Annotated in this window: 20 protein-coding genes and 1 pseudogene; 10 read left to right on the top strand and 11 right to left on the bottom strand. The window is 71.0% G+C overall.

Translation table 11 applies throughout. The annotated features are described in order from the left end of the window. Window positions 1-89 precede the first annotated feature (89 nt). The 3 genes from OG562_RS24735 to OG562_RS24725 all read left to right on the top strand — a co-directional run bounded on the left by OG562_RS24735 (window position 90) and on the right by OG562_RS24725 (window position 3,506). Window positions 90-923 carry a DUF3558 domain-containing protein gene (locus OG562_RS24735; RefSeq protein ID WP_266401308.1) on the top strand — a complete coding sequence of 278 codons (834 nt, stop codon included), beginning with the start codon at window positions 90-92 and terminating at the stop codon, window positions 921-923. Window positions 924-1,108: 185 nt separating this feature from the next. Next, a complete protein-coding gene (locus tag OG562_RS24730; RefSeq protein WP_266401305.1) occupies window positions 1,109-2,083 on the top strand; it encodes a DUF3558 domain-containing protein in 975 nt (324 codons plus the stop codon). A 76-nt stretch (window positions 2,084-2,159) separates the two neighbouring features. Then, window positions 2,160-3,506 carry a DUF2637 domain-containing protein gene (locus OG562_RS24725; protein WP_266401303.1) on the top strand — a complete coding sequence of 449 codons (1,347 nt, stop codon included), beginning with the start codon at window positions 2,160-2,162 and terminating at the stop codon, window positions 3,504-3,506. Between the two features lie 84 nt (window positions 3,507-3,590). Here OG562_RS24725 and lysS read toward each other — a convergent pair whose 3' ends face one another. After that, window positions 3,591-5,339 (bottom strand): lysine--tRNA ligase, encoded by a 1,749-nt coding sequence (lysS, locus tag OG562_RS24720; protein WP_266401301.1) that lies wholly within the window; start codon window positions 5,337-5,339, stop codon window positions 3,591-3,593. A gap of 134 nt (window positions 5,340-5,473) precedes the next feature. Here lysS and argS point away from each other — a divergent pair, with 134 nt between their 5' ends. Together argS and OG562_RS24710 are read left to right on the top strand one after the other, a co-directional pair. Further along, complete coding sequence (gene argS / locus OG562_RS24715; protein WP_266401298.1) at window positions 5,474-7,246, top strand: arginine--tRNA ligase; 1,773 nt, start codon at window positions 5,474-5,476, stop codon at window positions 7,244-7,246. Window positions 7,247-7,386: 140 nt separating this feature from the next. Then, window positions 7,387-8,160: a DUF4253 domain-containing protein gene (locus OG562_RS24710; RefSeq protein WP_266401295.1), complete on the top strand. Its 774-nt coding sequence runs from the start codon at window positions 7,387-7,389 to the stop codon at window positions 8,158-8,160. Between the two features lie 4 nt (window positions 8,161-8,164). Here OG562_RS24710 and OG562_RS24705 read toward each other — a convergent pair whose 3' ends face one another. After that, a complete protein-coding gene (locus OG562_RS24705) occupies window positions 8,165-9,397 on the bottom strand; it encodes a PLP-dependent aminotransferase family protein (protein ID WP_266401293.1) in 1,233 nt (410 codons plus the stop codon). A gap of 230 nt (window positions 9,398-9,627) precedes the next feature. On the opposite strand from OG562_RS24705, the gene OG562_RS24700 reads away from it, so the two are divergent. After that, window positions 9,628-9,897, top strand: a complete 270-nt coding sequence (locus tag OG562_RS24700) for a hypothetical protein (RefSeq protein WP_266401291.1) — start codon at window positions 9,628-9,630, stop codon at window positions 9,895-9,897. Here OG562_RS24700 and OG562_RS24695 read toward each other — a convergent pair. Further along, window positions 9,837-11,132, bottom strand: coding sequence for a helix-turn-helix transcriptional regulator (locus OG562_RS24695; protein WP_266401289.1), 1,296 nt, complete (start codon window positions 11,130-11,132; stop codon window positions 9,837-9,839). The genes OG562_RS24700 and OG562_RS24695 overlap by 61 nt on opposite strands. 212 nt (window positions 11,133-11,344) lie before the next feature. On the opposite strand from OG562_RS24695, the gene OG562_RS24690 reads away from it, so the two are divergent. Then, a complete protein-coding gene (locus tag OG562_RS24690) occupies window positions 11,345-12,055 on the top strand; it encodes a DUF4232 domain-containing protein (protein WP_266401286.1) in 711 nt (236 codons plus the stop codon). 14 nt (window positions 12,056-12,069) lie between these two features. On the opposite strand, the gene hemB is transcribed toward OG562_RS24690, so the two are convergent. From hemB to OG562_RS24660, 6 genes are all read right to left on the bottom strand, one after another. Beyond that, a complete protein-coding gene (gene hemB / locus OG562_RS24685) occupies window positions 12,070-13,062 on the bottom strand; it encodes a porphobilinogen synthase (RefSeq protein WP_266401283.1) in 993 nt (330 codons plus the stop codon). Between the two features lie 232 nt (window positions 13,063-13,294). Continuing rightward, the gene (locus OG562_RS24680; RefSeq protein WP_266401280.1) at window positions 13,295-14,998 is read right to left on the bottom strand and encodes a bifunctional uroporphyrinogen-III C-methyltransferase/uroporphyrinogen-III synthase; all 1,704 of its coding nucleotides are present in this window, start codon (window positions 14,996-14,998) and stop codon (window positions 13,295-13,297) included. Next, entirely contained in the window at window positions 14,995-15,954 is a 960-nt protein-coding gene (gene hemC / locus OG562_RS24675; protein WP_266401278.1) for a hydroxymethylbilane synthase, read from the bottom strand. The genes OG562_RS24680 and hemC overlap by 4 nt, the downstream gene beginning before the upstream one ends. Window positions 15,955-15,959: 5 nt before the next feature. Then, on the bottom strand, window positions 15,960-17,696 hold the full coding sequence (locus OG562_RS24670) for a glutamyl-tRNA reductase (RefSeq protein WP_266401275.1): 1,737 nt from the start codon (window positions 17,694-17,696) through the stop codon (window positions 15,960-15,962). Beyond that, the gene (locus OG562_RS24665; protein ID WP_266401274.1) at window positions 17,693-18,457 is read right to left on the bottom strand and encodes a redox-sensing transcriptional repressor Rex; all 765 of its coding nucleotides are present in this window, start codon (window positions 18,455-18,457) and stop codon (window positions 17,693-17,695) included. The genes OG562_RS24670 and OG562_RS24665 overlap by 4 nt, the downstream gene beginning before the upstream one ends. 310 nt (window positions 18,458-18,767) lie before the next feature. After that, window positions 18,768-19,070 carry a glutaredoxin family protein gene (locus OG562_RS24660; RefSeq protein WP_266401272.1) on the bottom strand — a complete coding sequence of 101 codons (303 nt, stop codon included), beginning with the start codon at window positions 19,068-19,070 and terminating at the stop codon, window positions 18,768-18,770. 115 nt (window positions 19,071-19,185) lie between these two features. Here OG562_RS24660 and OG562_RS24655 point away from each other — a divergent pair, with 115 nt between their 5' ends. From OG562_RS24655 to OG562_RS24645, 3 genes are all read left to right on the top strand, one after another. Then, window positions 19,186-20,157 carry an HAD family phosphatase gene (locus tag OG562_RS24655; RefSeq protein WP_266401271.1) on the top strand — a complete coding sequence of 324 codons (972 nt, stop codon included), beginning with the start codon at window positions 19,186-19,188 and terminating at the stop codon, window positions 20,155-20,157. A gap of 482 nt (window positions 20,158-20,639) precedes the next feature. Next, complete coding sequence (locus OG562_RS24650; protein WP_266401269.1) at window positions 20,640-21,482, top strand: ECF subfamily RNA polymerase sigma factor, BldN family; 843 nt, start codon at window positions 20,640-20,642, stop codon at window positions 21,480-21,482. Between the two features lie 235 nt (window positions 21,483-21,717). Then, the gene (locus tag OG562_RS24645; protein WP_266401267.1) at window positions 21,718-22,956 is read left to right on the top strand and encodes a DUF5667 domain-containing protein; all 1,239 of its coding nucleotides are present in this window, start codon (window positions 21,718-21,720) and stop codon (window positions 22,954-22,956) included. Window positions 22,957-23,044: 88 nt separating this feature from the next. Here OG562_RS24645 and OG562_RS24640 read toward each other — a convergent pair. Together OG562_RS24640 and OG562_RS24635 are read right to left on the bottom strand one after the other, a co-directional pair. After that, a pseudogene (locus OG562_RS24640) lies at window positions 23,045-23,137 on the bottom strand (glycerol acyltransferase); the annotation flags it as partial. A 130-nt stretch (window positions 23,138-23,267) separates the two neighbouring features. Further along, window positions 23,268-24,374 (bottom strand): lysophospholipid acyltransferase family protein, encoded by a 1,107-nt coding sequence (locus tag OG562_RS24635; RefSeq protein WP_266401266.1) that lies wholly within the window; start codon window positions 24,372-24,374, stop codon window positions 23,268-23,270. Between the last annotated feature and the right edge of the window lies 1 nt (window position 24,375).

The following is a 24,375-nucleotide window of genomic DNA, read 5'->3' as shown; positions in this document are numbered from 1 at the left end:
GGACACTGGACGAGCGAAGCCTCGAAGTCATCGTCATCCCTGAAGTCACCGTAGAGATCACCCGAGATCACCGTCGAGAGGAGCCGACCGTGCAGCGGAAGGCCTACGTACCCGGCGTCGTCGCCCTGCTCGCGGCGCTGCTGGCCGGCTGCACAGGATCCTCGGACGACGGCAGTTCGACGGACGACTCCAACCCGGGCGAGGCCGGCACGGCGTCGGCCGCCGCCCAGCCCGGCAAGTACGCCACCCTCCCCGAGGCCTGTGGCGTCGTGAGCCGCTCCACTCTCGACTCCCTGCTGCCCGGCATCGCCCAACTCGCCGACGAGGAACAGCGGGAGACCGCCTACGCGGGCGAGGCGACCCTGACGTTCGACACGGACCGCAAGGTCGGCTGCCGCTGGAAGGTGGACTCGACGGACGCCACCGACCATCTCCTCGTCGACTTCGAGCGCGTCGTCTCCTACGACAACGCCGTCAGCGACGACTCCGAGGCCGAGGGCCTCTTCGCCAAGAAGGTCACCGCGGCCGACCTCCCGGAGCCCGCCGCCGACACGACGACCGAGGAGGCGACCGGGTCCCCTTCGTCCGAGTCCGCCTCGTCCAGCGCGAGCCCCTCCGCCTCCGCCTCCGCCTCCGCATCGGCTTCCGCATCGGCCTCGGCCTCCTCCACCGCCGACGCCGACCTCCAGCCCCGGCTGCTGGACGACCTCGGCGACGAGGCGTTCGTCGACGACGCGCTCAGCAGCTCCGGTTCGACGGCGAAACAGCGCACGGTGACTGTGGCGTTCCGCACGTCGAACGTCATCGTGACCATCCAGTACGAGGAGCAGGCGGCGACCGTCGGCACGGTCCCCGACAGCAAGGAAATGCAGGACAAGGCCCGGAAACTGGCCTCTCAGCTCGCCGACTCCCTGGCCGGTTGAGGCCCGTTCGGCCGCGGCGGCCCGCCGCCCGCAAAGCCCGCGAACCAGAACCGCACAGCTTCCTCACCGCGTACCGTGGCCCCTCGGACCCGATCCGACCGCACAGAAACTCGCGGAAAACCCGCAGAGACCCCGCAGAAACCCCGCAGGGAATCCGCAGGAACACCGCAAGGACCACGAGCGTCATGAGTGAAGGAACCATGCAGCGACGAGCCCAGCGAGACGACCGGCGTGAGCAGTGCGAGCAGGGAAGTGAGCAGGGAGGCGAGCGGCGAACGAGCCGTGCCGGAGGCCTGAACCGCGTTCTCGCCGCCGCGGTCGCCGTCCCCGTGATGCTGATCGCCGCGGGTTGCTCCTCGGACTCCGGCTCCGACTCGAGTTCGGGCTCGGCCGACGCGGCGCAGGGCGCCGGCTCCTCCGCCGGGGCCTCGGCGAGCACCGCGCCGGAGGTTCAGGCGGCCGTCTACCAGGCGCTGCCCGAGGCGTGCAAGGTGCTGTCGAAGAAGACGCTGACGGATCTGGTGCCGAAGGGGGCGACCTCCGGCAAGGAGGGCACGTCCAGCGACACCGAGGCGCGCGCCAGCTGCTCCTGGTCCAGCCTGGCCAACAACGGTGTGAAGGGCTCGCAGTTCCGCTGGCTGAACGTGTCCCTGCTGCGGTTCGAGTCGGATGCGACGACCGGCAGCGGCGAGGCGCAGGCGCAGACGTACTACACGAAGCAGGTCAAGGCCGCCCAGGCGGTGTCGGGCGCCAAGAACGCGAAGTCGGAGCCGGTCACGGGGACGGGCGACGAGGCGACGGCGGTGCGGTACGACCTGAAGAAGAAGGAAGGCGCTTTCAAGCAGCAGACGGTCGTGGTGCGCGTCGAGAACGTCGTCGTCACCCTGGACTACAACGGCGCCGGTCTGGCGGGCGACAAGACGCCCGGCGCGGACTCTCTGGCGACGGCGGCGAAGAAGGCGGCGAAGGAGGCGGTGGCCTCCGTGCAGTCGGCCAACGGCCAGGGCGGCAGCGGCAGTTCGGACACGGGCACGAAGAACCCGACCCCCTCCGGGTCGGCCTCGAAGTCGGCGTCGGCGACCCCGGAGTCCACCTCGAAGGCGACCCCGAAGGCGACCGCGTCCACGTCGGCCTCCGCGTCCGCCGCCAAGAAGAGCTAACGGACCGGGCACACGTTCGCCGCACACATGTGCCACCCTGTTGCGCGCAACAACACGCAAGGGGAGGGGAGTACGGGTGTCCGAGCGAATAGAGCTGACCCGGACGCACCGCGTTCTCATCGGCGTGGTCGTGACCGGCGCCGTGATCATCGCCGGTATCGGCTTCGCAGGTTCGTACGCCGCCGTCCGCGAGCTGGCCATCGAGAAGGGTTTCGGGAACTTCGCCTACGTGTTCCCGATCGGCATCGACGCGGGCATCTGCGTCCTGCTGGCCCTGGATCTGCTCCTGACCTGGATCCGCATCCCCTTCCCGCTGCTGCGGCAGACGGCCTGGCTGCTGACGGCGGCGACGATCGCCTTCAACGGCGCGGCGGCCTGGCCGGACCCGCTGGGCACGGGCATGCACGCGGTGATCCCGGTCCTGTTCGTGGTCGCCGTCGAGGCGGCCCGGCACGCGATCGGCCGGATCGCGGACATCACGGCCGACAAGCACATGGAGGGCGTCCGCCTCACCCGCTGGCTGCTCTCCCCGGTGCCCACGTTCCTGCTCTGGCGCCGGATGAAGCTGTGGGAGCTGCGCTCCTACGACCAGGTGATCAAGCTGGAGCAGGAACGTCTCGTCTACCAGGCGAGGCTCCACTCCCGCTTCGGCCGGTCCTGGCGGCGCAAGGCCCCGGTGGAGTCCCTGATGCCGCTGCGTCTGGCGCGTTACGGCGTGCCGCTGACGGAGACGGCCCCGGCGGGCCTGGCGGCGGCGGGCATAGAACCGGCCCTGCTGCCCCCGATCCAGGCACAGCAGCCCCAGCCGCAGCAGGTACAGCAGGCCCAGCCCCAGACGGCCCTGGCGCCCCAGCAGGAGCTGCAGGAGCTGACAGCGGCCCCCGCACAGCAACAGCAGGCCCAGCAACAACCCCAGCAGCAACAGCCTCAATCGCAGCCTCAGCAGCAGCCCGCGCCGCCCGTGGACGACCAGAACAACCCCTGGTTCCAGTTCCAGTCGCCGCACGAGGTCGCCTACCAGGGCGGCTACGACCCGACGTACGACCCGTCGGAGCAGTACGCCGAGTGGTACGAGCAGCAGCAGCACGCCGAGCAGTACCAGGACCAGTACCAGGAGGAGCCCCCGGCCCAGGAGCCCTCTCCGGAGGAGACCGGTTCCTTCCCCATCCCGGTGGGTCCGGGCCGCAGCCGTGAGCTGGGCGAGGGCGGCGGCACGCCGATCGCCGAGCCCGACGAGGAGTCGTACTACCAGATCTTCAAGCAGTCGTCGATGAGCGGCAGCGGCTACCCGACGCCGAGCCAGTTCAGCTACGACGTGGAGGCGACCTACGGCACCCCCATCCCGGACTCCGAGGCCAAGCGCATGGTCATGCGCTTCCAGAACCGCCACGCGGCGGAACTGGAGGAGGACCACATCGCCTGACGCGCAGGCGTAGGACGGCAGGCGTACGACGGAGGGGGCGCCCGGTGCTGACACCGGACGCCCCCTCCGTCGTAGAAGTGCGGTCTACTCCCCGAGCAGGGCCCGCACCCGCTCCTGGCCCACCGCGAGGAGCAGGGTGGGCAGGCGCGGGCCGGTGTCACGGCTCACCAGCAGGTGGTAGAGCAGTGCGAAGAACGTCCGCTGGGCGGTCTTGATCTCCGGCGGGAGATCCTTGGGCGTGGCGTCGGCGGGGAAGCCTGCCTGGACCTTGGGCACGCCGTAGACCAGGTGGGTGAGCCCGTCGAGGGACCAGTGGTCGGCGAGTCCGTCGAGCAGCAGCCGCAGGGACTGCTGGGAGGCCTCGTCGAGGGACTTCAGCAGCTCGGCGTCGGGCTCGGTGCGCACGACGGTGCGCTGGTCGGCGGGGACCTGGGTGTTGATCCAGGCCTCGGCCTTGTCGTAGCGGGGGCGGGCCTCGTCCAGCGAGCCGAGCGGGTTCTGCGGGTCGAGCTCGGACAGGATCCGCAGGGCCTGGTCCTGGTGCCCGGCGGTGATGTCGGCGGCGGCCGCGAGCGTGCGGTAGGGCAGCGGGCGGGGCGTGCGGGGCAGTTCACGGGCGGCCGTGCCCACGGCGCGCGCGTGGGCGGCGACGTCCGCCGGCAGCGCGGAGCCGTCGGCGACCTTGCCGTCGAGCTTGTCCCACTCGTCGTAGAGCCGCTGGATCTCCTGGTCGAAGGCGATCTTGAAGGACTGGTTGGGGCGGCGGCGGGCGTAGAGCCAGCGCAGGAGCTGCGGCTCCATGATCTTCAGCGCGTCGGATGGGGTGGGGACCCCGCCCTTGGACGACGACATCTTCGCCATGCCGCTGATGCCGACGAACGCGTACATCGGCCCGATCGGCTGCTTCCCGCCGAAGATCCCGACGATCTGTCCGCCGACCTGGAAGGACGACCCCGGAGAGGAGTGGTCGACGCCGGACGGCTCGAAGACGACGCCCTCGTACGCCCACCGCATCGGCCAGTCGACCTTCCAGACCAGCTTGCCGCGGTTGAACTCGTTCAGCCGCACGGTCTCGGCGAAGCCACAGGCCGTGCAGGTGTACGACAGCTCGGTGGTGTCGTCGACGTAGGAGACGACGGTGGTCAGGTCCTTCTCGCAGTTGCCGCAGTACGGCTTGTACGGGAAGTACCCGGCGGAGCCGGAGCTGCCGTCGTCCTCGCTCGCCGCGCCGGAGCCCTCGGCGGCCTCCAGCTCGGCCTCGTCGACCGCCTTCTGCTGCGGCTTCTTCCCCTGCGGGGCCTTCTTGGTGCGGTACTGGTCGAGGATCGCGTCGATGTCGGCGCGGTGCCTGACGGCGTGCAGGATCTGCTCGCGGTAGACGCCGGAGGTGTACTGCGCCGTCTGGCTGATCCCGTCGAACTCCACGCCCAGCTCGGCCAGCGCCTCGACCATGGCGGCCTTGAAGTGCTCGGCCCAGTTCGGGTACGCGGAGCCGGGGGGCGCGGGCACGGAGGTCAGCGGCTTGCCGATGTGCTGCTCGTAGGTCGGCTTGTCGACCCCCGGGATCCCCTCGGGCACCTTGCGGTACCGGTCGTAGTCGTCCCAGGAGATCAGATGGCGGACCTGGAGCCCACGGCGGCGGATCTCGTCGGCGACCAGGTGCGGGGTCATGACCTCGCGCAGGTTGCCGAGGTGGATGGGGCCGGAGGGGGAGAGACCGGACGCGACGACGACGGTTTTCCCGGGGGCCCGACGCTCCGACTCCTCGATGACCTCGTCCGCGAAACGGGAGACCCAGTCGGTGGTCTCGGTGCTCTGAGCCACGATCGGCACGTCCTCTTGGTTCTGGGAACTTTGTACGGGGTCCCATACTCCCAGACCTTCCCTCGCCCGGGAAAACCGCTTTACCCCCCATGGGATACTGGCCGTGTCTATCCATCCCCACGAGGAGAACGGCACCCACTCCTATGGCCTCGGTCACGTCTCTCGGCGACTCCGTCCAGCAGCACCTCGCGTCCGCCCTCTCGGCCACCCTGCCGGAGGCCGCCGGAGCGGACCCGCTGCTGCGACGAAGCGACCGGGCCGACTTCCAGGCCAACGGCATCCTGGCGCTGGCCAAGAAGGCGAAGGCGAACCCCCGGGAGCTGGCGACCCAGGTCGTGGCGAACGTGGTGACGGGTGGCGTGATCAAGGAGATCGAGGTCTCGGGCCCCGGCTTCCTGAACGTGACGATCACCGACAGGGCGATCACCGAGAACCTCGCGGCGCGCTACGCGGACACGGACCGGCTCGGCGTGCCCCTCGCGGAGCACCCGGGCACGACGGTCATCGACTACGCCCAGCCGAACGTGGCGAAGGAGATGCACGTAGGCCACCTGCGCTCGGCGGTGATCGGCGACGCGGTCGTCCAGATCCTCGAGTTCACGGGCGAGAGCGTCGTGCGCCGCCACCACATCGGCGACTGGGGCACCCAGTTCGGCATGCTCATCCAGTACCTGGACGAGCACCCGCACGAGCTGGACCACAAGGACGCCGAGGGCGGCGCGGTCTCCGGCGAGGAGGCGATGTCCAACCTCGACCGCCTCTACAAGTCCGCGCGCAGGCTCTTCGACTCCGACGAGGAGTTCAAGACGCGGGCCCGGCGCAGGGTGGTCGACCTCCAGGCCGGCGACCCGCCCACGCTCGCGGCCTGGCAGCGGTTCGTCGACGAGTCGAAGATCTACTTCTTCTCCGTCTTCGAGAAGCTGGACATGGAGATCCAGGACCCGGACATCGTCGGCGAGTCGGGCTACAACGACATGCTGCACGAGACCTGCCGCCTCCTGGAGGAGTCGGGCGTCGCGGTCCGCTCCGAGGGCGCGCTCTGCGTCTTCTTCGACGACGTCAAGGGCCCGGACGGCAACCCGGTCCCGCTGATCGTCCAGAAGTCCGACGGCGGCTTCGGCTACGCGGCGACGGACCTCTCCGCGATCCGCGACCGCGTCTTCAACCTGAAGGCGAACACCCTCGTCTACGTCGTGGACGCCCGTCAGTCCCTGCACTTCAAGATGGTCTTCGAGACGGCCCGCAGGGCCGGCTGGCTGGGCGACGACGTGACGGCGTACCAGCTCGCCTTCGGCACGGTCCTCGGCAAGGACGGCAAGCCGTTCAAGACCCGTGAGGGCGAGACGGTCAAGCTGGTCGACCTCCTCGACGAGGCGGTCGAGCGCGCGTCGGCCGTGGTCCGCGAGAAGGCCCAGGACCTGTCGGAGGCGGAGATCGCCGAGCGGGGCGCCCAGGTGGGCGTCGGCGCGGTGAAGTACGCGGACCTGTCGACGTCGGCGAACCGGGACTACAAGTTCGACCTGGACCAGATGGTCTCCCTCAACGGCGACACGTCCGTCTACCTCCAGTACGCCTACGCCCGCATCCAGTCCATCCTGCGCAAGGCCGGAGAGGTACGCCCGTCCGCGCACCCGGAGCTCGAACTGGCCGACGCGGAGCGGGCGTTGGGCCTGCACGTCGACTCCTTCGCGGAGACGGTGGCGGACGCGGCGGCGGAGTACGCCCCGCACAAGCTGGCGGCGTACCTCTACCAGCTGGCGTCCCTGTTCACGACGTTCTACGACAAGTGCCCGGTGATCAAGCCGGCGCCGCCGAAGGACATCGCGGAGAACCGCCTGTTCCTGTCCGACATCACGGCCCGCACCCTTCACCAGGGCATGGCCCTGCTGGGCATCAGGACCCCCGAGAAGCTCTGAGCGGAGGCCCACTGAGCCGCAAGAATGCGGCTCAGTGGGCGACACCGCTCTGAATGCTTCCAGGCCAGGGTGGACCAGGACCGGTCGTTCGGATCATGCCGCACAAGCCGCTGTCAGACCCTGCCCTTACAGTCACTTGCATGGCGACTCTTCCCAACCCGCTCCCCCAGCTCGCGTCCGACCCGAGCGGGCGTTCTCTTGGGCTCCAACTCCCGCCCGGGCGGCTGATCGACGCGACGGCGGGCGAGGTCGTGCTGTGGCACGCCGAGCAGCAGGCGGCGTCCGGCGCCTGGAAGGCGCTGGGCCGGCCCGCCGGGAGGGCGGGACTGCTCCCCGTTCTCGTCGACCTCGGCAGCAGGCAAGGCGGCCCGGAGGAATGGGAGTTGGTGCCCGAGTTGATGTCGTACCCCGGGGATCACGACGTCGAGGAGGTCCTCGCGGAGTACTGGGACGACGTCGCGACGCAGGGCGAGGAGTGGCCCGGTCTGGCCGAGCCCACCACCCTCACCGCCGATCCGGACGCCCGCGCCACCGAGATCGCCGACGCGCTGTCCGAGGGCCCGCCCGGTTTCAAGGAGCCGCACCTGGCCCTGGTGTCCGCCCGCCGCAGCGCGGACATCCCGGCGTCCGTCGGCTGGTCGGGATCCGTCGACCACGAGGAGGACGTGGCCCGGCTCAGCGCGGTGCTCCGCTCCTGGGAGGACCGCTTCGGCATACGCGTCGTCGCGCTGGGCTACGACCGCCTGACCGTGTCCGTAGCCGCCCCGCCCGCCGACCTCGCCGAGGCGGAGGCGGTCGCCGCCGAGCACTTCGCCTTCTGCCCGTACTCCGTCCTGCCGGGCCCGGACGACACCCTGACCGCCTACGCCCAGCACCTCATCGGCGAACGCGCCTGGCACTTCCAGTGGGACTGACCCCCTACTTCAGCCCCCGCCCCAGCCTCCGCAGCCCCTCCCCGATCTCCTCCGGCGTCTGCGTCACGAAGCAGAGCCGGAGGGTCGAGCGGTCGGGCTCGGCGGCGTAGAAGGGCGCGCCGGGGACGTACGCCACGTCCTGTTCCAGCACACGCGGCAGCAGAGCCGTGGTGTCGTACGACGACGGCAGCCGGGCCCAGAGGAACATCCCGCCCTCGGGCAGCTCCCAACTCGCCCCCTCCGGCAGGGCGTCCGCCAGCCCCGCGGCCATGGCATCCCGCCGCTCGCGGTACACGCCGGCCACCCGCGCCACATGCGCGTCGAGGTCGGACACGGCCAAGTACCGTGCCGCGGCCAGCTGGTTGACGGTCGGCGTGTGCAGATCCGCCGCCTGCTTGGCGACGACACAGGCCCGCCGCAGCTGCGCCGGAGCCCGCAGCCAGCCCAGCCGCACACCGGGGGCCATGACCTTGGAGAAGGAGCCGAGCAGCACCGTGCGGTCACGGGCGTCGGGGTGGGCGGCGATCCAGGGGACGCGCTCACCGTCGTAGCGCAGTTCGCCGTAGGGGTCGTCCTCGACGATCCACAGGCCGTGCCGGGCGGCGACGGAGGAGATCGCGGCGCGGCGGGCGGCGGGGAGGGTGCGGCCGGTGGGGTTCTGGAAGGTGGGGACGGTGTAGAAGAGCTTCGGCCGCTCCCGCACCACCAGTTCGGCCAGGGCGTCCGGGTCGGGGCCGTCCGCGTCCGCCGGCACGGCCACCACCCGCGCCCCCGCCAGGCCGAACACCTGGAGGGCCGCCAGATAGCAGGGAGCCTCGACGAGGACCGTGTCGCCGGGGTCGATCAGGGCGGCTCCCAGCAGCGAGAGCGCCTGCTGGGAGCCGGTGGTGACGAGCAGCTCGTCGGCCTCCGTGGCCAGCCCGCGCACGGACGTCCGCGCCGCCAGCGCCTCCCGCAGAGCCGGCTCGCCCTCGGTGGTGGAGTACTGAAGGGCCTGCCCCGGGACCTCCTCCAGCACATGCCGGAAGGCCGCCGCCACGCCGTCCCGGTCGAACAGCTCGGGCGCGGGCAGCCCACCCGCGAAGTTGATCACCTCGGGGCGGGCGGTGACGGCGAGGATGTCCCGTACGGGCGAACCCCCGGTGGACCGGGCACGGGCGGCGAGGGGCGGAAGCGGGGCGGACGCTTCGGACGCGTCGAGCCCTGCGGGGGCTTCGGGTGCGGATGCGACAGTCATGCCCGCACCCTAGGAAGGTGGATGGCGACTACACACGCCTTTTCACGATGCGGACGCGGGAGCCGACCCCCCGGCCCTCGCCGCATCCCGGATCCCGTCCCGCATCCCGTCCCGCACCCCCTCCCACAAGGACTCCGTTTCCACAGGTCAGAGGGTATGGGACCGACTCGTCGTCCCGAATTGCCAGCCGCCTGTGGCAGAGGGCGGCGCCCACGCCACAGGCTTGCCCCATGCCCACACACCACCCCCTGCCCACGCACCACCCGCTGCCCGCCCGCCGCCGCGGCCACGTCCGTGTGCTCGCCGTCGCGCTCACCGCCGTGGCCGCACTCGCCCTCACCGCATGCCAGGACGGCGAGGGCCTGCGCGACGAGGGCCCCTCCGAGAGCAGCTCCCACGGCCTCGGCTCCTCCGGCCTCGGCTCCCCCGGCACCGGCTCCTACGGCGTCGGGGACGCCCCCGCCCGCTCCCAGGCGGAGCCGCCGAGCGGGAACTCGTAGTCGGGCCGCCCGTTCTCGCCGCTCGTGCGGAACGGCTTGCCGTCGTCGTCGATCTTCAGCGTGCCGTGCCGTGAACCGCTCGACCAGGACAGCTCCAGATACCAGCTCACGTCGTACGCGGAGGCGTCGGCGGTGACGTAGTAGATCTCCGGGTCGGACTCGCTCACCTTGAACGGGAAGTCCCGGTGCCCCGCCTCGGGCACGAGCGCCGGGCGCGCCGCGTCGAGGGCGACGGAGAAGGAACGGGTCGGCACGCCTCCGCCGCAGCCGACGCCCGGATAGCCCATGGCGTAGTCGTTCCAGGCGAGCGGCGAGCGCTTCTTGACCGTACGGACCGTCAAGCTGTCCACGACCACGGTCTCCTCGCCGGTCCCCTGCACGGTCAGCGCCAGAAACTGCTCCCCCGCCGACACGGCCCCATGGCTGGCCACCCAGGCGGGCGCGTCCTCCTCGACGGGCGGCGGAGCGACCTGTCCCGGCCCCCGCTCGATCAGGTAGTGCTGGCTGCACGGGTCCACCCAGGCGTACGGGCGGGTGGCGACCGTCAGCGGAACGGAATCGGCCTGCGCCCCGGCGGCGGAGCCGGATGGGGAGACCGGGGCGGAGGGGGAGGCGGAGGCGGATGCCGAGGGCGAGACGGAGGGGCTCGCGGAGACGGACGGCGACGACGTGCCCTCCGCGCCACGCCCCTGCACGGACGCGGCCCCGGCCTCGGCGGACCGGCCGCCCCCGCTCTTCACCTCGTCCGAGCCGCCGGACGGCAGACTCAGCGAGAGCGCCAGGGCTACGGCCCCGAGCGCGGCCACGACTCCGACGCCGGCGAGGAGCAGGGTACGGCGACTGCGCGTAAGGCGAGGTCGGCCGGACTGGTCGAGCTGATCAGGCTGATCGAGCTGGCCAGGCTGATCGAGCAGTTCCTCCCCCGCGCCGCCCTCTTCACGAACCGTCTCCTCAGCCGCCGCCGTAACGGCAAGCTCCGCCACCCCCGTCTTCCTCCCCCTCCCCGCATCCGCCAGCACCCACCGCCGGTGCAGTGCGACGAGTTCCTCGGGCGACGCCTTGCAGAGGCGGGCCAGCCGCTCCACGGGCGCGTAGTCCGCGGGAACGGCGTCCCCGTTGCAGTAACGGTGCAGCGTCGACGTACTCATGTGGAGCCGTTTCGCGAGCGTCCCGTAGCTGAGCCCGGACCGCTCCTTCAACTCCCGCAGCAACTGCGCGAACTCGGCCGCAGACACCGTTTCCCTCACCCCCGTGTCCCATCCCCGCGTTCCAGGGATGGTCTGTTTTCCCAGATCAGACCCGTTGTGAGCGTTCCAGTGTCCCTGGTCGTCCGTCGACCGTGGCGGCCGGGACGGATCTCCTCACAAGCTGAGGCCATCCAAGCACGCCGCTGCACAGCGCCATCGCTCCCCAGCGTCATCACGCCATCCCTGAAGAGGACTTCACCATGCGCATCCGCCGCACCCGCAACCTGCTCGCCGTCACCGCGCTCGCCGCTCTCACCCTCACAGCGTGCAAGGACGGAACGGGCGTGAACGACGAGGGCGCGTCGCACGGCGCGACCTCGACGGCCGCCCCGACCCAGACGACCGGCACGGACAAGGAGACGGGAACGAGCACGGGCACGGGCAGCAGCACGACCCCCGGCACCGACACCGGCACGAAGCCCGCCGCCAACTCCACGCCCTCCGCAGGCTCCACGGGCTCCGGGAGCTCCGGGGGCTCCGCCGCCCGCACCCCGTGCAACGGCTCGAACACCAAGGTCACCGCGCAGCCCGTCCCCCGACCGCTCAACCACCTGCTGCTCACCGTGACCAACACCGGCAGCAGGAACTGCGACCTGACCTACTACCCCGTCCTGCGCTTCGACGAGATGCAGTGGGTGCCGCAGGCCGCCAAGGAGACGCAGCCGCAGGCGGTGACGACCCTCGCGCCCGGCGAGTCCGGCTACGCGGGCGTTCTGCTGTCCGCCGCCGACGGCAGCGGGGACGGCGGCACGACCGGCAAGAAGCTGACCGTCGCCTTCCAGGGCTACACCCCGAACAGCGAAGGCGGGGCCTCCGCGACCCCGCCCCTCCCGGCCAAGGGCGTCTACTACGACAGCTCGCTGACGGTGACGTACTGGCAGCAGACCACGGACGACGCCCTGTCCTGGTGATCAGCCCCCGCCGGTCAGCGCAGCTTCTGCGCCGCCTCCGTGGCCCAGTAGGTGAGGATGTTCCGCGCCCCGGCCCGCTTGATGCCGGTCAGCGTCTCGAAGATCGCCCGGTCGCGGTCGACCCAGCCCTTCTCGGCGGCGGCCTCGACCATCGAGTACTCGCCGGAGATCTGGTACGCGGCGACCGGCACGTCCACGGCGTCCGCGACCCGGGCCAGGACGTCCAGGTAGGGCCCGGCCGGCTTGACCATGACCATGTCCGCGCCCTCCTCCAGATCGAGCGCCAGCTCGCGCATCGACTCACGGAGGTTGGCCGGGTCCTGCTGGTAGGTCTTACGGTCGCCCTTGAGCGAGGAGCCGACGGCCTCACGGAAGGGCCCGTAGAAGGCGGAGGAGTACTTGGCGGTGTAGGCGAGGATGGCCACGTCCTCCCGGCCGATCTGGTCGAGCGCGTCGCGGATGACGCCGATCTGCCCGTCCATCATCCCGCTGGGGCCCACGACATGGGCCCCGGCGTCGGCCTGGACCTGGGCCATCTCGGCGTACCGCTCCAGGGTGGCGTCGTTGTCGACCCGCCCCTGGTCGTCCAGCACCCCGCAGTGCCCGTGATCGATCGTCTCGTCCAGACACACGTCGGACATGACGAGCAGATCGTCCCCCACCTCGGCCCGCACGTCCCGGATGGCCACCTGCAGAATCCCGTCCGGATCCGTCCCAGGCGTGCCTAGCGCGTCCTTCTTCGACTCCTCCGGCACGCCGAACAGCATGATCCCGGAGACGCCGGCCTCCACGGCCTCCAGCGCGGCCTTCTTCAGACTGTCGCGCGTGTGCTGCACGACCCCGGGCATCGCCTGGATCGGCACCGGCTCGCTGACGCCCTCGCGCACGAACGCCGGGAGAATGAAGTCGGCCGGATGCAGCCGAGTCTCGGCGACCATGCGCCGCATGACGGGGGTGGTCCGCAGCCGCCTGGGCCGGGAGCCGGGGAAGGATCCGTACTTCGTCATGCCTTCTACGCTACGCCCGCCTCAAGGGCGCCTTTGCCGACGGCAAGTCGGTGCTTGAGATCCGTGAGGGCCCTCATCACTCAGCCCGGCGGGCGGCTCCTGTGAGCGAGGGCCCGCACAATCCAGCCCGTGGGGGTCCCCCCCTCTGGGGGAGCTTGAGGACGAGGCCCCTTCAGGGCCGAAGCGGGGGTCCGGGGGCGGCAGTCCCCAGGGACGGCCGCCCCCGCCCACCTCAGGTCGCCCGACGCCTCCGCGCCCCCGGCCGCCGCTCACTCGGCCGGGTGACCGCATCGCCCGCAGCCTGAGCGGCAGCGCGCCGCTTCAGCCCGAAGTCCGCCAACGCCTCCGCCAGCTTGTGCACGGACGGCTCCGGAGCCATGACGTCGACCCGCAGCCCATGCTCCTCGGCGGTCTTGGCCGTGGCGGGACCGATGCACGCGATCACGGTCACGTTGTGCGGCTTCCCGGCGATGCCGACAAGGTTGCGCACCGTGGAGGACGACGTGAAGAGAACGGCGTCGAACCCGCCCCCCTTGATCGCCTCGCGCGTCTCCGCAGGCGGCGGCGAGGCCCGCACGGTCCGGTACGCGGTGACGTCGTCGACCTCCCAGCCCAGCTCGATCAGCCCGGCGACCAGCGTCTCCGTGGCGATGTCGGCACGCGGCAGGAACACCCGGTCGATGGGGTCGAATACGGGGTCGTAGGGCGGCCAGTCCTCCAGCAACCCGGCGGCGGACTGCTCCCCGCTGGGCACCAGGTCAGGCTTCACACCGAACGCGACCAGCGCCTTCGCCGTCTGCTCGCCCACCGCCGCGACCTTGATGCCCGCGAAGGCACGCGCATCGAGCCCGTACTCCTCGAACTTCTCCCGCACGGCCTTGACGGCGTTCACCGACGTGAAAGCGATCCACTCATAGCGGCCCGTGACAAGCCCCTTGACCGCCCGCTCCATCTGCTGAGGCGTCCGCGGCGGCTCGACGGCGATCGTCGGCACCTCGTGCGGCACGGCGCCGTAGGACCGCAGCTGGTCGGAGAGCGACGCCGCCTGCTCCTTCGTACGCGGGACGAGAACCCTCCAGCCGAACAGCGGCTTGGACTCGAACCACGCCAGCTGGTCGCGCTGGGCGGGGGCGGAACGCTCGCCGACCACGGCTATCACCGGCCGGCCGCCGTCCGGCGAGGGCAGCACCTTCGCCTGCTTCAGCGTCTGCGCGATGGTCCCGAGGGTCGCCGACCACGTCCGCTGACGCGTCGTCGTACCGGCCACCGTGACCGTCATCGGCGTATCGGGCTTGCGGCCCGCCGACACCAGCTCCCCGGCGGCCGAGGCCACGGAGTCCAGAGTCGTCGACACGACGACGGTCCCGTCCGACGCGCCGACCTCGGTCCAGCAACGGTCCGAAGCCGTACGGGCGTCCACGAACCGGACGTCCGCGCCCTGCGCGTCGCGCAGCGGCACACCGGCGTACGCGGGGACGCCGACCGCGGCGGCGACACCGGGCACGACCTCGAAGGGAACGCCGGCCGCGGCGCACGCGAGCATTTCCTCCGCCGCGTACGTATCAAGTCCCGGGTCCCCGGACACCGCTCGGACGACCCGCCTGCCGCCCCGTGCGGCCTCCATGACAAGATGTGAGGCATCCCGCACAGCGGGTACCCCAGCGGTTGTTGACGCACTGTCAACAACCGTCGGGTGAGGCGCGCCCGTGCCCGGAAGCGGGTCCACATAAGGACCTGGTTCCGCGTTCACGACGGAGACGCCTGGTCGCACGTGCGTCCGTACGACGTCGAGCACCTCGTGCTCGACGACGAGGACGTCCGCGTTCGCCAGCGCCTCCACGGCGCGCAGAGTCAGCAGTCCCGGATCCCCGGGTCCGGCACCCAGGAAGGTGACGTGCCCGTGTTCCGGACCGGCGGGAAGAGTGGTGGGGCTCACTGTGCTCGCTCCCCCATCAGACCGGCCGCGCCCTGGGCGAGCATCTCGGCGGCGAGTTCGCGACCGAGCGCCATTGCCCCGTCGTACGTCTCGGGCACGGGACCGGTGGTGGACAGCTGCACCATGCGAGAACCGTCGGTCGTGCCGACGACGCCCCGCAGGCGCATTTCCTTGACAATCTGCCCGTCGGCCAGCAAGTCGGCCAGCGCGCCCACAGGGGCGCTGCAACCGGCCTCCAGGGCGGCGAGCAGTGACCGTTCGGCGGTCACGGCGACCCGCGTGAACGGGTCGTCGAGCTCACCGAGCGCGGCGATGAGGTCTGCGTTGTCCGCAGCGCACTCGATCGCCAGTGCCCCCTGGCCGGGGGCGGGCAAAACCGTGTCGACCGACAGGAAGTCGGTCACCTCGTCACTGCGGCCGATGCGGTTCAGGCCGGCCGCGGCCAGCACCACCGCATCCAGCTCGCCGGCGCGCACGAACCCGATCCGCGTATCCACGTTCCCCCGGATCGGGACCGTCTCGATGTCCAGCCCGTGGCTGCGCGCATACGCGTTCAGCTGCGCCATCCGGCGCGGCGAACCGGTGCCGATGCGCGCCCCGCGCGGCAGGTCGGTGAACTTCAGGGCGTCCCGGGCGACGATCACGTCGCGCGGGTCCTCGCGCAGCGGGACGGCGGCCAGCGCCAGTTCCTCGGGCTGCGCCGTCGGCAGGTCCTTCAGCGAGTGAACCGCGAAGTCGACCTCACCGCCGAGCAGCGCGTCGCGCAGCGCGGTCACGAAGACGCCCGTGCCGCCGATCTGCGCGAGGTGCTCACGGGAGACATCGCCGTAGGTGGTGATCTCGACGAGCTCGACGGGCCGTCCGGTCACCTGGCTCACGGCGTCCGCCACCTGCCCGGACTGGGCCAGGGCGAGTCTGCTTCGCCTCGTCCCCAGTCTCAGTGCCTTCGTACTCATGCCGCTCATGCCGGCCCTCGGTTCTCTGCGTTCTTCTCAGTGCTGTCCGCGGCCCGGGACACGGCGGCCACCGTCTCCGGGTCGAGGTCGAACAGGGTCCGTAGCGCGTCCGCGTACCCGGCGCCGCCGGGTTCGGCCGCGAGCTGCTTGACCCGTACGGTCGGCGCGTGCAGCAGCTTGTCGACGACGCGCTTCACGGTCTGGGTGATCTCGGCGCGGTGCTTGTCGTCGAGTCCGGGCAGCCGCGCGTCGAGCCGGGCGATCTCGCCTGCCACGACGTCCGCGGCCATGGTGCGCAGGGCGACCACGGTCGGCGTGATGTGCGCGGCGCGTTGCGCGGCCCCGAACGCGGCGACCTCGTCGGCGACGATCCGCCGTACCTGGTCCACATCGGCGGCCATCGGTGCGTCGGCCGAGGCCTCGGCGAGCGACTCGATGTCCACCAGCCGCACCCCGGCCAGCCGGTGCACGGCCGCGTCGACGTCCCGGGGCATCGCCAGGTCGAGCAGGAAGAGGGCGGGCTCGGGTCGTACGAGCGCGGCGACCGGCTCGGGCTTTCGGCGCTCGGGGATGCGGCCGACGGCGGCGGCGGTGGCGGCGAGCGCGGCGATCAGCTCGGCGTCGGCCTCGGGGCTGCGGCGGGCGGCGAGACGCCGGTCCACGGTCGCGTTGTCCACCCAGGCGGCGTGCTGCTCCAGCGTCGCAGCGTCCATGCCGGCGACGGCGGCCTCCCCCATCACGGAGAACCCGGACTGCTGCACGGTGGCCTGCTGTACGGCGGCCAGGTCCAGCGGGCAGTTCTCGTCGGTCCCGACGGAGGTGGGCGGCAGCGGCCGTACGTCCGCCGCCTCGTCGAAGTCCGCGAAGGCGGCCGGGGTCTCGAAGGCGGCGGGTGCTCCGGTGCGGCCCTCGACCGCGGTCGCGACCGCCTCGGCCGTCAGGACCAGCCCCGTCGCCCCGGTACAGGAGACGGCGACGTCGGCACGTGTCAGTTCGGCCGCCACCGAATCCATCGGCACCGCGCGGGCCACCACGTCCGTGCCGTCGCTCTCGGCCAGTATCTGGGCGAGCCGCTCGGCGCGGTCGGGGGTGCGGTTGGCGACGACGATCTCCGCGACCCCGGCGCGCGCGAGGGTCGCGGCGGCCAGCGAGGACATCGATCCGGCCCCGATGACCAGGGCCTTCTTGCCCCGCGCCCAGTCGGTCACGTCCCCGCCCGCGGCCAGCTGCTCCAGGCCGAAGGTGACCAGGGACTGCCCGGCGCGGTCGATGCCGGTCTCGGAGTGGGCGCGTTTGCCGACTCTGAGGGCCTGCTGGAACAGGTCGTTCAGCAGCCGTCCGGCGGTGTGCAGCTCCTGCGCCCGGGCCAGGGAGTCCTTGATCTGCCCGAGGATCTGCCCCTCGCCGACGACCATCGAGTCCAGCCCGCAGGCCACCGAGAAGAAGTGGTGGACGGCCCGGTCCTCGTAGTGCACGTAGAGGTAGGGAGTGAGCTCCTCCAGGCCGACCCCGCTGTGCTGGGCGAGGAGCGTGGACAGCTCGTCGACACCGGCGTGGAACTTGTCCACGTCGGCGTACAGCTCGATCCGGTTGCAGGTGGCCAGGACGGCGGCCTCGGCGGCCGGCTCGGCGGCGACCGTGTCCTGCAACAGCTTGAACTGCGCGTCCGTGGACAGCGAGGCCCGCTCCAGCACGCTCACGGGAGCGCTGCGGTGGCTCAGTCCGACGACGAGAAGACTCATGCCGGCATCACGGCGGGTACGTCCCCGTCGGGCCCCTGGTCGGTGGAGTCGTCGCGGCCCACGGGGGCCGGGACGGTGTTGTCGTGCGCCGCGGCCTCCTCGCCGGCCTTGCGCTGCTCGTGGAAGGCGAGGATCTGCAGCTCGATGGAGAGGTCGACCTTGCGCACGTCGACGCCGTCCGGAACGGTCAGCACGGTCGGCGCGAAGTTCAGGATGGAGGTGACCCCGGCGGCCACGAGCCGGTCGCAGACCTGCTGGGCGGCGCCGGCCGGGGTGGCGATGACGCCGATCGACACGCCGTTGTCGCTGATGATCTTCTCAAGCTCGTCCGTGTGCTGCACGGGGATCCCGGCGACGGGCTTTCCGGCCATCGCGGGGTCGGCGTCGATGAGCGCCGCGACCCGGAAGCCGCGCGAGGCGAACCCGCCGTAATTGGCCAGCGCCGCGCCGAGGTTGCCGATGCCGACGATGACGACCGGCCAGTCCTGGGTGAGCCCGAGCTCACGGGAGATCTGGTAGACGAGATACTCGACGTCGTAGCCGACACCGCGGGTTCCGTAGGAGCCCAGGTAGGAGAAGTCCTTGCGCAGCTTCGCGGAGTTGACCCCCGCCGCGGCCGCGAGCTCCTCGGAGGAGACCGTGGGGACCGAGCGCTCCGACAGCGCGGTCAGCGCGCGGAGGTACAGCGGAAGCCGGGCGACGGTGGCCTCGGGAATCCCTCGGCTACGGGTCGCCGGTCGGTGAGTTCGGCCAGTTGCCACGGTGCTCCTGCGGGTAGAGCGGGGCTGTAGGCGGTCACACGTCCCCAGACCGCCCCGTCGGAAGCAGGCTATGTCTTTGTGAACGCGTGCACAAAGATGGTGTCCGTTTTGCCCGGCCAACGTGACCGGGGTCACGCGCCCCCGGCGCGCTCGCGTGGAACCGGCGCACACGCACGCACGTTCCTTCCTTACCGGGGGCAAAACCGCACACTCTCCTCACGATTCCCGCCCCCGAGACCAAGTCGCCGTCGATCCTAAGCGACTTTCCGGAAGAGTTGGACTACTCGGTCAGTGCTCGGTCAGTGCTCGGTCAGTGCTCGGCCAGCGCCGATCGCAGCCGCTCCGGGTTCACGCGCCAGAAGGTGTGCTGCTCGCCGTCGACGAGCACGACGGGGATCTGCTCCCAGTACTGGTCGTGGAGCCGGGGGTCCTCGGTGATGTCCTTCTTCTCCCAGGGCACCCCGAGATCGCCGCACACCTTCTCGATGACGGCCTGTGCGTCATCACACAGATGACAGCCGGGCTTCCCGATAAGGGTGACGAGCCGGTCCTGCGGATGCCGGCCGCGCGGATCGGGACCCTCGCGGCCCGCGCGACGAAAAAGCGGAGTCATGTCGCCCATTGTCGCGCTCTCACGGCCGGTTCTTTAACGGCTCGGTCGCGGAGAGTTCACACCCTTCAAACCTCTCGACTCCGGAACCACCGAACAAACTGGCTATGCTCACGCCATGGCCGCTCTCGGATGGCTCACTCCCCGTAGGCGCTCCGCCACGGCGCGGAGCGTGTTGGCAGGCGAGGCCTCGGCGGAGGCAGCCCGCAAGTCCACGCAGGAAGCACAGCTGGATGTACAGCTGGACGCACAGCACGACGTTCAGTACGACGTGCAGAAGAAAGCCGCACCGGACGAACCGCAGTTCCCGGTCCACGGCGACGCCCTGGCCGCCGCCTTCTTCGACCTGGACAACACCGTGATGCAGGGCGCGGCCCTGTTCCACTTCGGCCGCGGCCTGTACAAACGCAAGTTCTTCGAGACCCGCGACCTGGCCCGGTTCGCCTGGCAGCAGGCCTGGTTCCGGCTGGCCGGCGTCGAGGACCCCGAGCACATGCAGGACGCCCGCGACTCCGCCCTGTCCATCGTGAAGGGCCACCGCGTCTCCGAGCTGATGTCGATCGGCGAGGAGATCTACGACGAGTACATGGCCGAGCGCATCTGGCCGGGCACCCGGGCCCTCGCCCAGGCCCACCTGGACGCCGGCCAGAAGGTGTGGCTGGTCACAGCAGCGCCGGTGGAGATCGCCCAGGTGATCGCCCGCCGCCTCGGCCTGACCGGCGCCCTGGGCACGGTCGCCGAGTCGGTCGACGGCGTCTACACGGGCAAGCTCGTCGGCGAGCCCCTGCACGGCCCCGCGAAGGCGGAGGCGGTGCGCGCGCTGGCCGCGGCGGAGGACCTGGACCTCACACGCTGCGCCGCCTACAGCGACTCCCACAACGACATCCCGATGCTCTCCCTCGTCGGCCACCCCTACGCCATCAACCCCGACGCCAAGCTCCGCAAGCACGCCCACAACCTCGACTGGCGCCTGCGCGACTACCGCACGGCCCGCAGGGCGGCGAAGGTCGGCATCCCGGCGGCCGCGGGCGTGGGCGCGGTGGCAGGCGGCACGGCGGCCGCGATCGCACTGCACCGACGACGGCGGTAGTCCCACCAGACAGTCAGACCGACAGGCAGACCGACAGGCAGACAGACCGACAGACCAAGTGACATGGCTGAGGGGCCGGACGGCGACCACCGTCCGGCCCCTCAGCCATGCCGCCGTCATGTCGTGGTCATACCGCAGTCATACCGCAGTCATACCGGCAGTCATGTCGGGCGAACCCGGTCAATCCAACGGTCGTACCCCCGTAACCGCCCATCCAGTCATGTTGTCCGCGCACAGCCACAACACGCCCCGGACCGACCCGAAACTCGAACCGCTTCGATCACCAACCTTTCACGTTGCGCTACTTGATTGGGCGTCAATAGGCCACAGAAGCGACGTAATCGATGATTTGAGCAACTCGGTGTAGCAGTGCCTGCACGAAGCGTTATTCTCCTCAAACGCAATCCGGTACCCCTCCTGTCGCTACGACGGGTGAAAGGTTCCGCACTGCACGTGATGGAAGCTCTGCCTCTGGGAGTCCCGTGTACCCACACGTCGGGGTTGACACCTCGGGCCTGGCTACGCTGCGCGCAACGGTCGCTACGGTCCAGGACCTGTTGCGCGGCTTCGTCCCCACCGCGTACGCCGTCCCCGCATTCGCCACCACCGCTCCGGCGGGCCCGTGCTACGCACTGGCCGACGGCCTCGAGCAGGTGCCGGCGCGCGGCGCCGTCGTCGAAGGGCGGCGATCGGGCGACGGCCGGACGGTGGGCAGACGGGGTCGCTCGACCGGTACGACCGGTACGACCACCGCCCGTCGACCGGCCGCCGACAGCGACAGCGCCCGAATGATGGACCTCGTCGAACGCGCACAGGCCGGCGAGGCCGACGCCTTCGGGCGTCTGTACGACCAGTACAGCGACACGGTCTACCGCTACATCTACTACCGCGTGGGGGGCAAGGCCACCGCCGAGGACCTCACCAGCGAGACGTTCCTGCGCGCCCTGCGCAGGATCGGCACCTTCACCTGGCAGGGCCGCGACTTCGGCGCGTGGCTCGTCACCATCGCCCGCAACCTGGTCGCCGACCACTTCAAGTCCAGCCGCTTCCGGCTCGAAGTGACCACCGGCGAGATGCTCGACGCCAACGAGGTCGAGCGCTCGCCCGAGGACTCCGTCCTGGAGTCCCTCTCCAACGCCGCGCTGCTGGACGCCGTCCGTCGGCTCAACCCCCAGCAGCAGGAGTGCGTGACACTCCGCTTCCTCCAGGGCCTGTCCGTCGCCGAGACCGCGCGCGTGATGGGCAAGAACGAGGGCGCCATCAAGACGCTCCAGTACCGGGCCGTGCGCACGCTCGCCCGTCTCCTGCCGGAAGACGCCCGCTGACCCTGCCTACTGTCGGCAACTCCCAACTCACGTTCAGTGAAAGTCCGTTGACTTCCCGATCCGATCATCCGCAGTCCGTAACCCAAGTGCCGCGCCAGTCGTTGTGCGGGATACAGGCTCCCTGTGGTCACGTCCCGGCCGCCCCCGATCACTCGATCGTGTGGACCCGGCCGAGGGCGTGCAACCCTCAGGACCCCCAGGGAGTCGACCGTCATGACGAGAGGAGGTGCCGCCAGTGATCGCGAACGTATCGGCGCACCGGCGGGCGAACGCCTTCGCCCAAACCCTGGAGGAGCAGTCCGCCCAGGGCACGGCGGCCGAGCAGACCGAAGGATCACCGCCGGCGCAGGCCGCTGCGGACCAGACCGAGCAGGGCCGCCTCCTGGCCCTCGCGACGAGTCTCGCCGAGCTGCCCAAACCGGAGTTCGACCCCGAGGTCAAGGTCGTCCAGCGGGCCCAGTTGGTCGCCGCGATGGAGGCCATGCTGCAGGCGGGCACCGTGGGAGGCGAGGCGGCGCAGGCTTCGGTGCCGGAGCAACGCTCCCGCCGGGCGAGGGGCACCCACCGGGCCAGTCCCCTGGGCAAGTTCCGACCGCGGTCCCGCCTAGCCAAGGGGCTCACCGCGGGCGGACTCAGCGTCGGCGTCGCCGCGGGCGCGTTCGGCGGAGTCGCCGCCGCGAGCTCCGACGCCCTGCCCGGCGACGGGCTCTACGGCCTCAAGCGCGGAATCGAGGACTTCAAGCTCAACTACCTGGCCGACGGCGACGACGAACGCGGACGCACCTATCTCGACCAGGCCTCCACCCGGCTCAGCGAGGCCCGACGGCTCATGGAGCGGGGCCGCAGCGGTCACCTCGACCACGAGTCCCTCGGCGAGATCCGCCGCGCCCTGTCCGGCATGCAGCACGACGCGTCCGAGGGCCACCGCCTCCTCCACGAGGCGTACGAGCGCGACCCGGGCTCCCTGGGCCCCATCCAGGCCCTCGACGCCTTCTCCCGCTCGCACCGCGAGGCCTGGGGCGCCCTGCGCGACCGCTTGCCGGTCCAGCTCGGGGACGTCAGTCAGCAGGTGTCGTCGGTCTTCGAGGCCATAGACGAAGAGGTCGCCCCGCTCCAGTCCCTCCTCCCCCAACCCCCGCCCCGGAGCGGCCCCGGCAACCGCCGGAACGCCGCCCCCTCCTCCCCCGGCGCCTCGGACACCGACCGCTCCACCACCCCGAGCACGGGCGCCGGAGCCTCCGACACCCACCACCCCAGCGGCGACAGCGACGCCCCCGGCAAGTCGTCCACCTCCGGCACCACCGACGACGGCCTCCTCGGCGGCAACACGGGCGGCCTCCTGGACCCCCCCAACGAAACCGGCTCCACCACCCCCTCCACCACAACCCCCACCACCCAACCCGACGTCACCCTCCCCCCGCTCCTCCCCGGCCTGCTCCCAGGCCTGGGCATCGACAGCGAGGACACGGACTAGACCCGGCCACCGCTACGACGATGGGGGCGCCCCTCTCAGGAGGGGCGCCCCCATCGTCGTACCGCCACACAACCCACCCCAGCCGTCGAAAGAAAACCGACCGCCGCTGCACCAACAGCTTGTAGAGCGTGTGCTGGATCTGCTCGCGGACCTGGTCGGTCAGGTTGAACATCAGCATCGGGACCCATCCCCAACGCCGCCCTCGCACCGCTCCGCGGGCTTCGCACGGCTGCGCCGGACTCCGTCCACCGACTCCAGCCAGCGCCCCCGCCACGCCCACCAGCCAAAAGGCCGCCCCACCGAACAGCCCGTCAGAAGAAAACCGACCGCCGCTGCACCAACAGCTTGTAGAGCGTGTGCTGGATCTGCTCGCGGACCTGGTCGGTCAGGTTGAACATCAGCATCGGGTCCTCTGCCGCCTCCGGCGGGTAGCCGTCGGTCGGGATGGGTTCGCCGAACTGGATCGTCCACTTGGTGGGGAGGGGGACCGCGCCCAGGGGGCCGAGCCAGGGGAAGGTCGGGGTGAGGGGGAAGTAGGGGAAGCCCAGGACTCGGGCCAGGGTCTTCGCGTTGCCGATCATCGGGTAGATCTCCTCCGCCCCGACGATCGAGCAGGGGATGATCGGAGCGCCCTGGCGCAGCGCGGTGGAGACGAAGCCGCCGCGGCCGAAACGCTGGAGCTTGTAGCGCTCGCTGAAGGGCTTGCCGATGCCCTTGAAGCCCTCCGGCATCACTCCGACCAGCTCGCCCTGGCCCAGCAGCCGTTCGGCGTCCTCCGCGCAGGCAAGGGTGTGCCCGAGCTTGCGGGCCAGTTCGTTGACGACGGGCAGGACGAAGACGAGGTCGGCGGCCAGCAGCCGCAGATGCCGGCCCGCGGGATGCCGGTCGTGGACGGCGACCTGCATCATCAGACCGTCCAGCGGAAGCGTCCCGGAGTGGTTGGCGACGATCAGCGCACCGCCCTCGGCCGGGATGTTCTCGATGCCCTTCACCTCGACCCGGAAGTACTTCTCGTACACCGGCCGCAGCAGGGACATCAGGACCTGGTCGGTGAGCTCCTCGTCGTAGCCGAAGTCGTCGACCTCGTAGTCGCCCGTGAGGCGGCGGCGCAGGAAGGCCAGCCCGCCGGCGATCCGCCGTTCCAGGCTCTTCTCGGCCCCATCGGCCCCTTCGGCCCCCTCGTCCCGCGCGTCGAGACCGCCCGTCACTTCCGTCACAGGAACATCATCCTGCTCAACGGCCCTGGTGGGCAGGGGCTGGACCCCACCGAACTCGCCGATCTCGCCGATCCCGCGAACGACCGGCGTCGACTCGCCCTTCTTGCGCCGGCTCCCCGCGCTCCGGCGCCGCGGCGGCCGCGCTACGGCGCTCCCGCGGGACCGGTCGTCGTCGAACGGAATGACCTTGGCGTCCGCCATC

Source organism: Streptomyces sp. NBC_01275 (assembly GCF_026340655.1).
Classification (GTDB): domain Bacteria; phylum Actinomycetota; class Actinomycetes; order Streptomycetales; family Streptomycetaceae; genus Streptomyces.
This window is presented reverse-complemented; position numbering and strand designations above follow the sequence as displayed.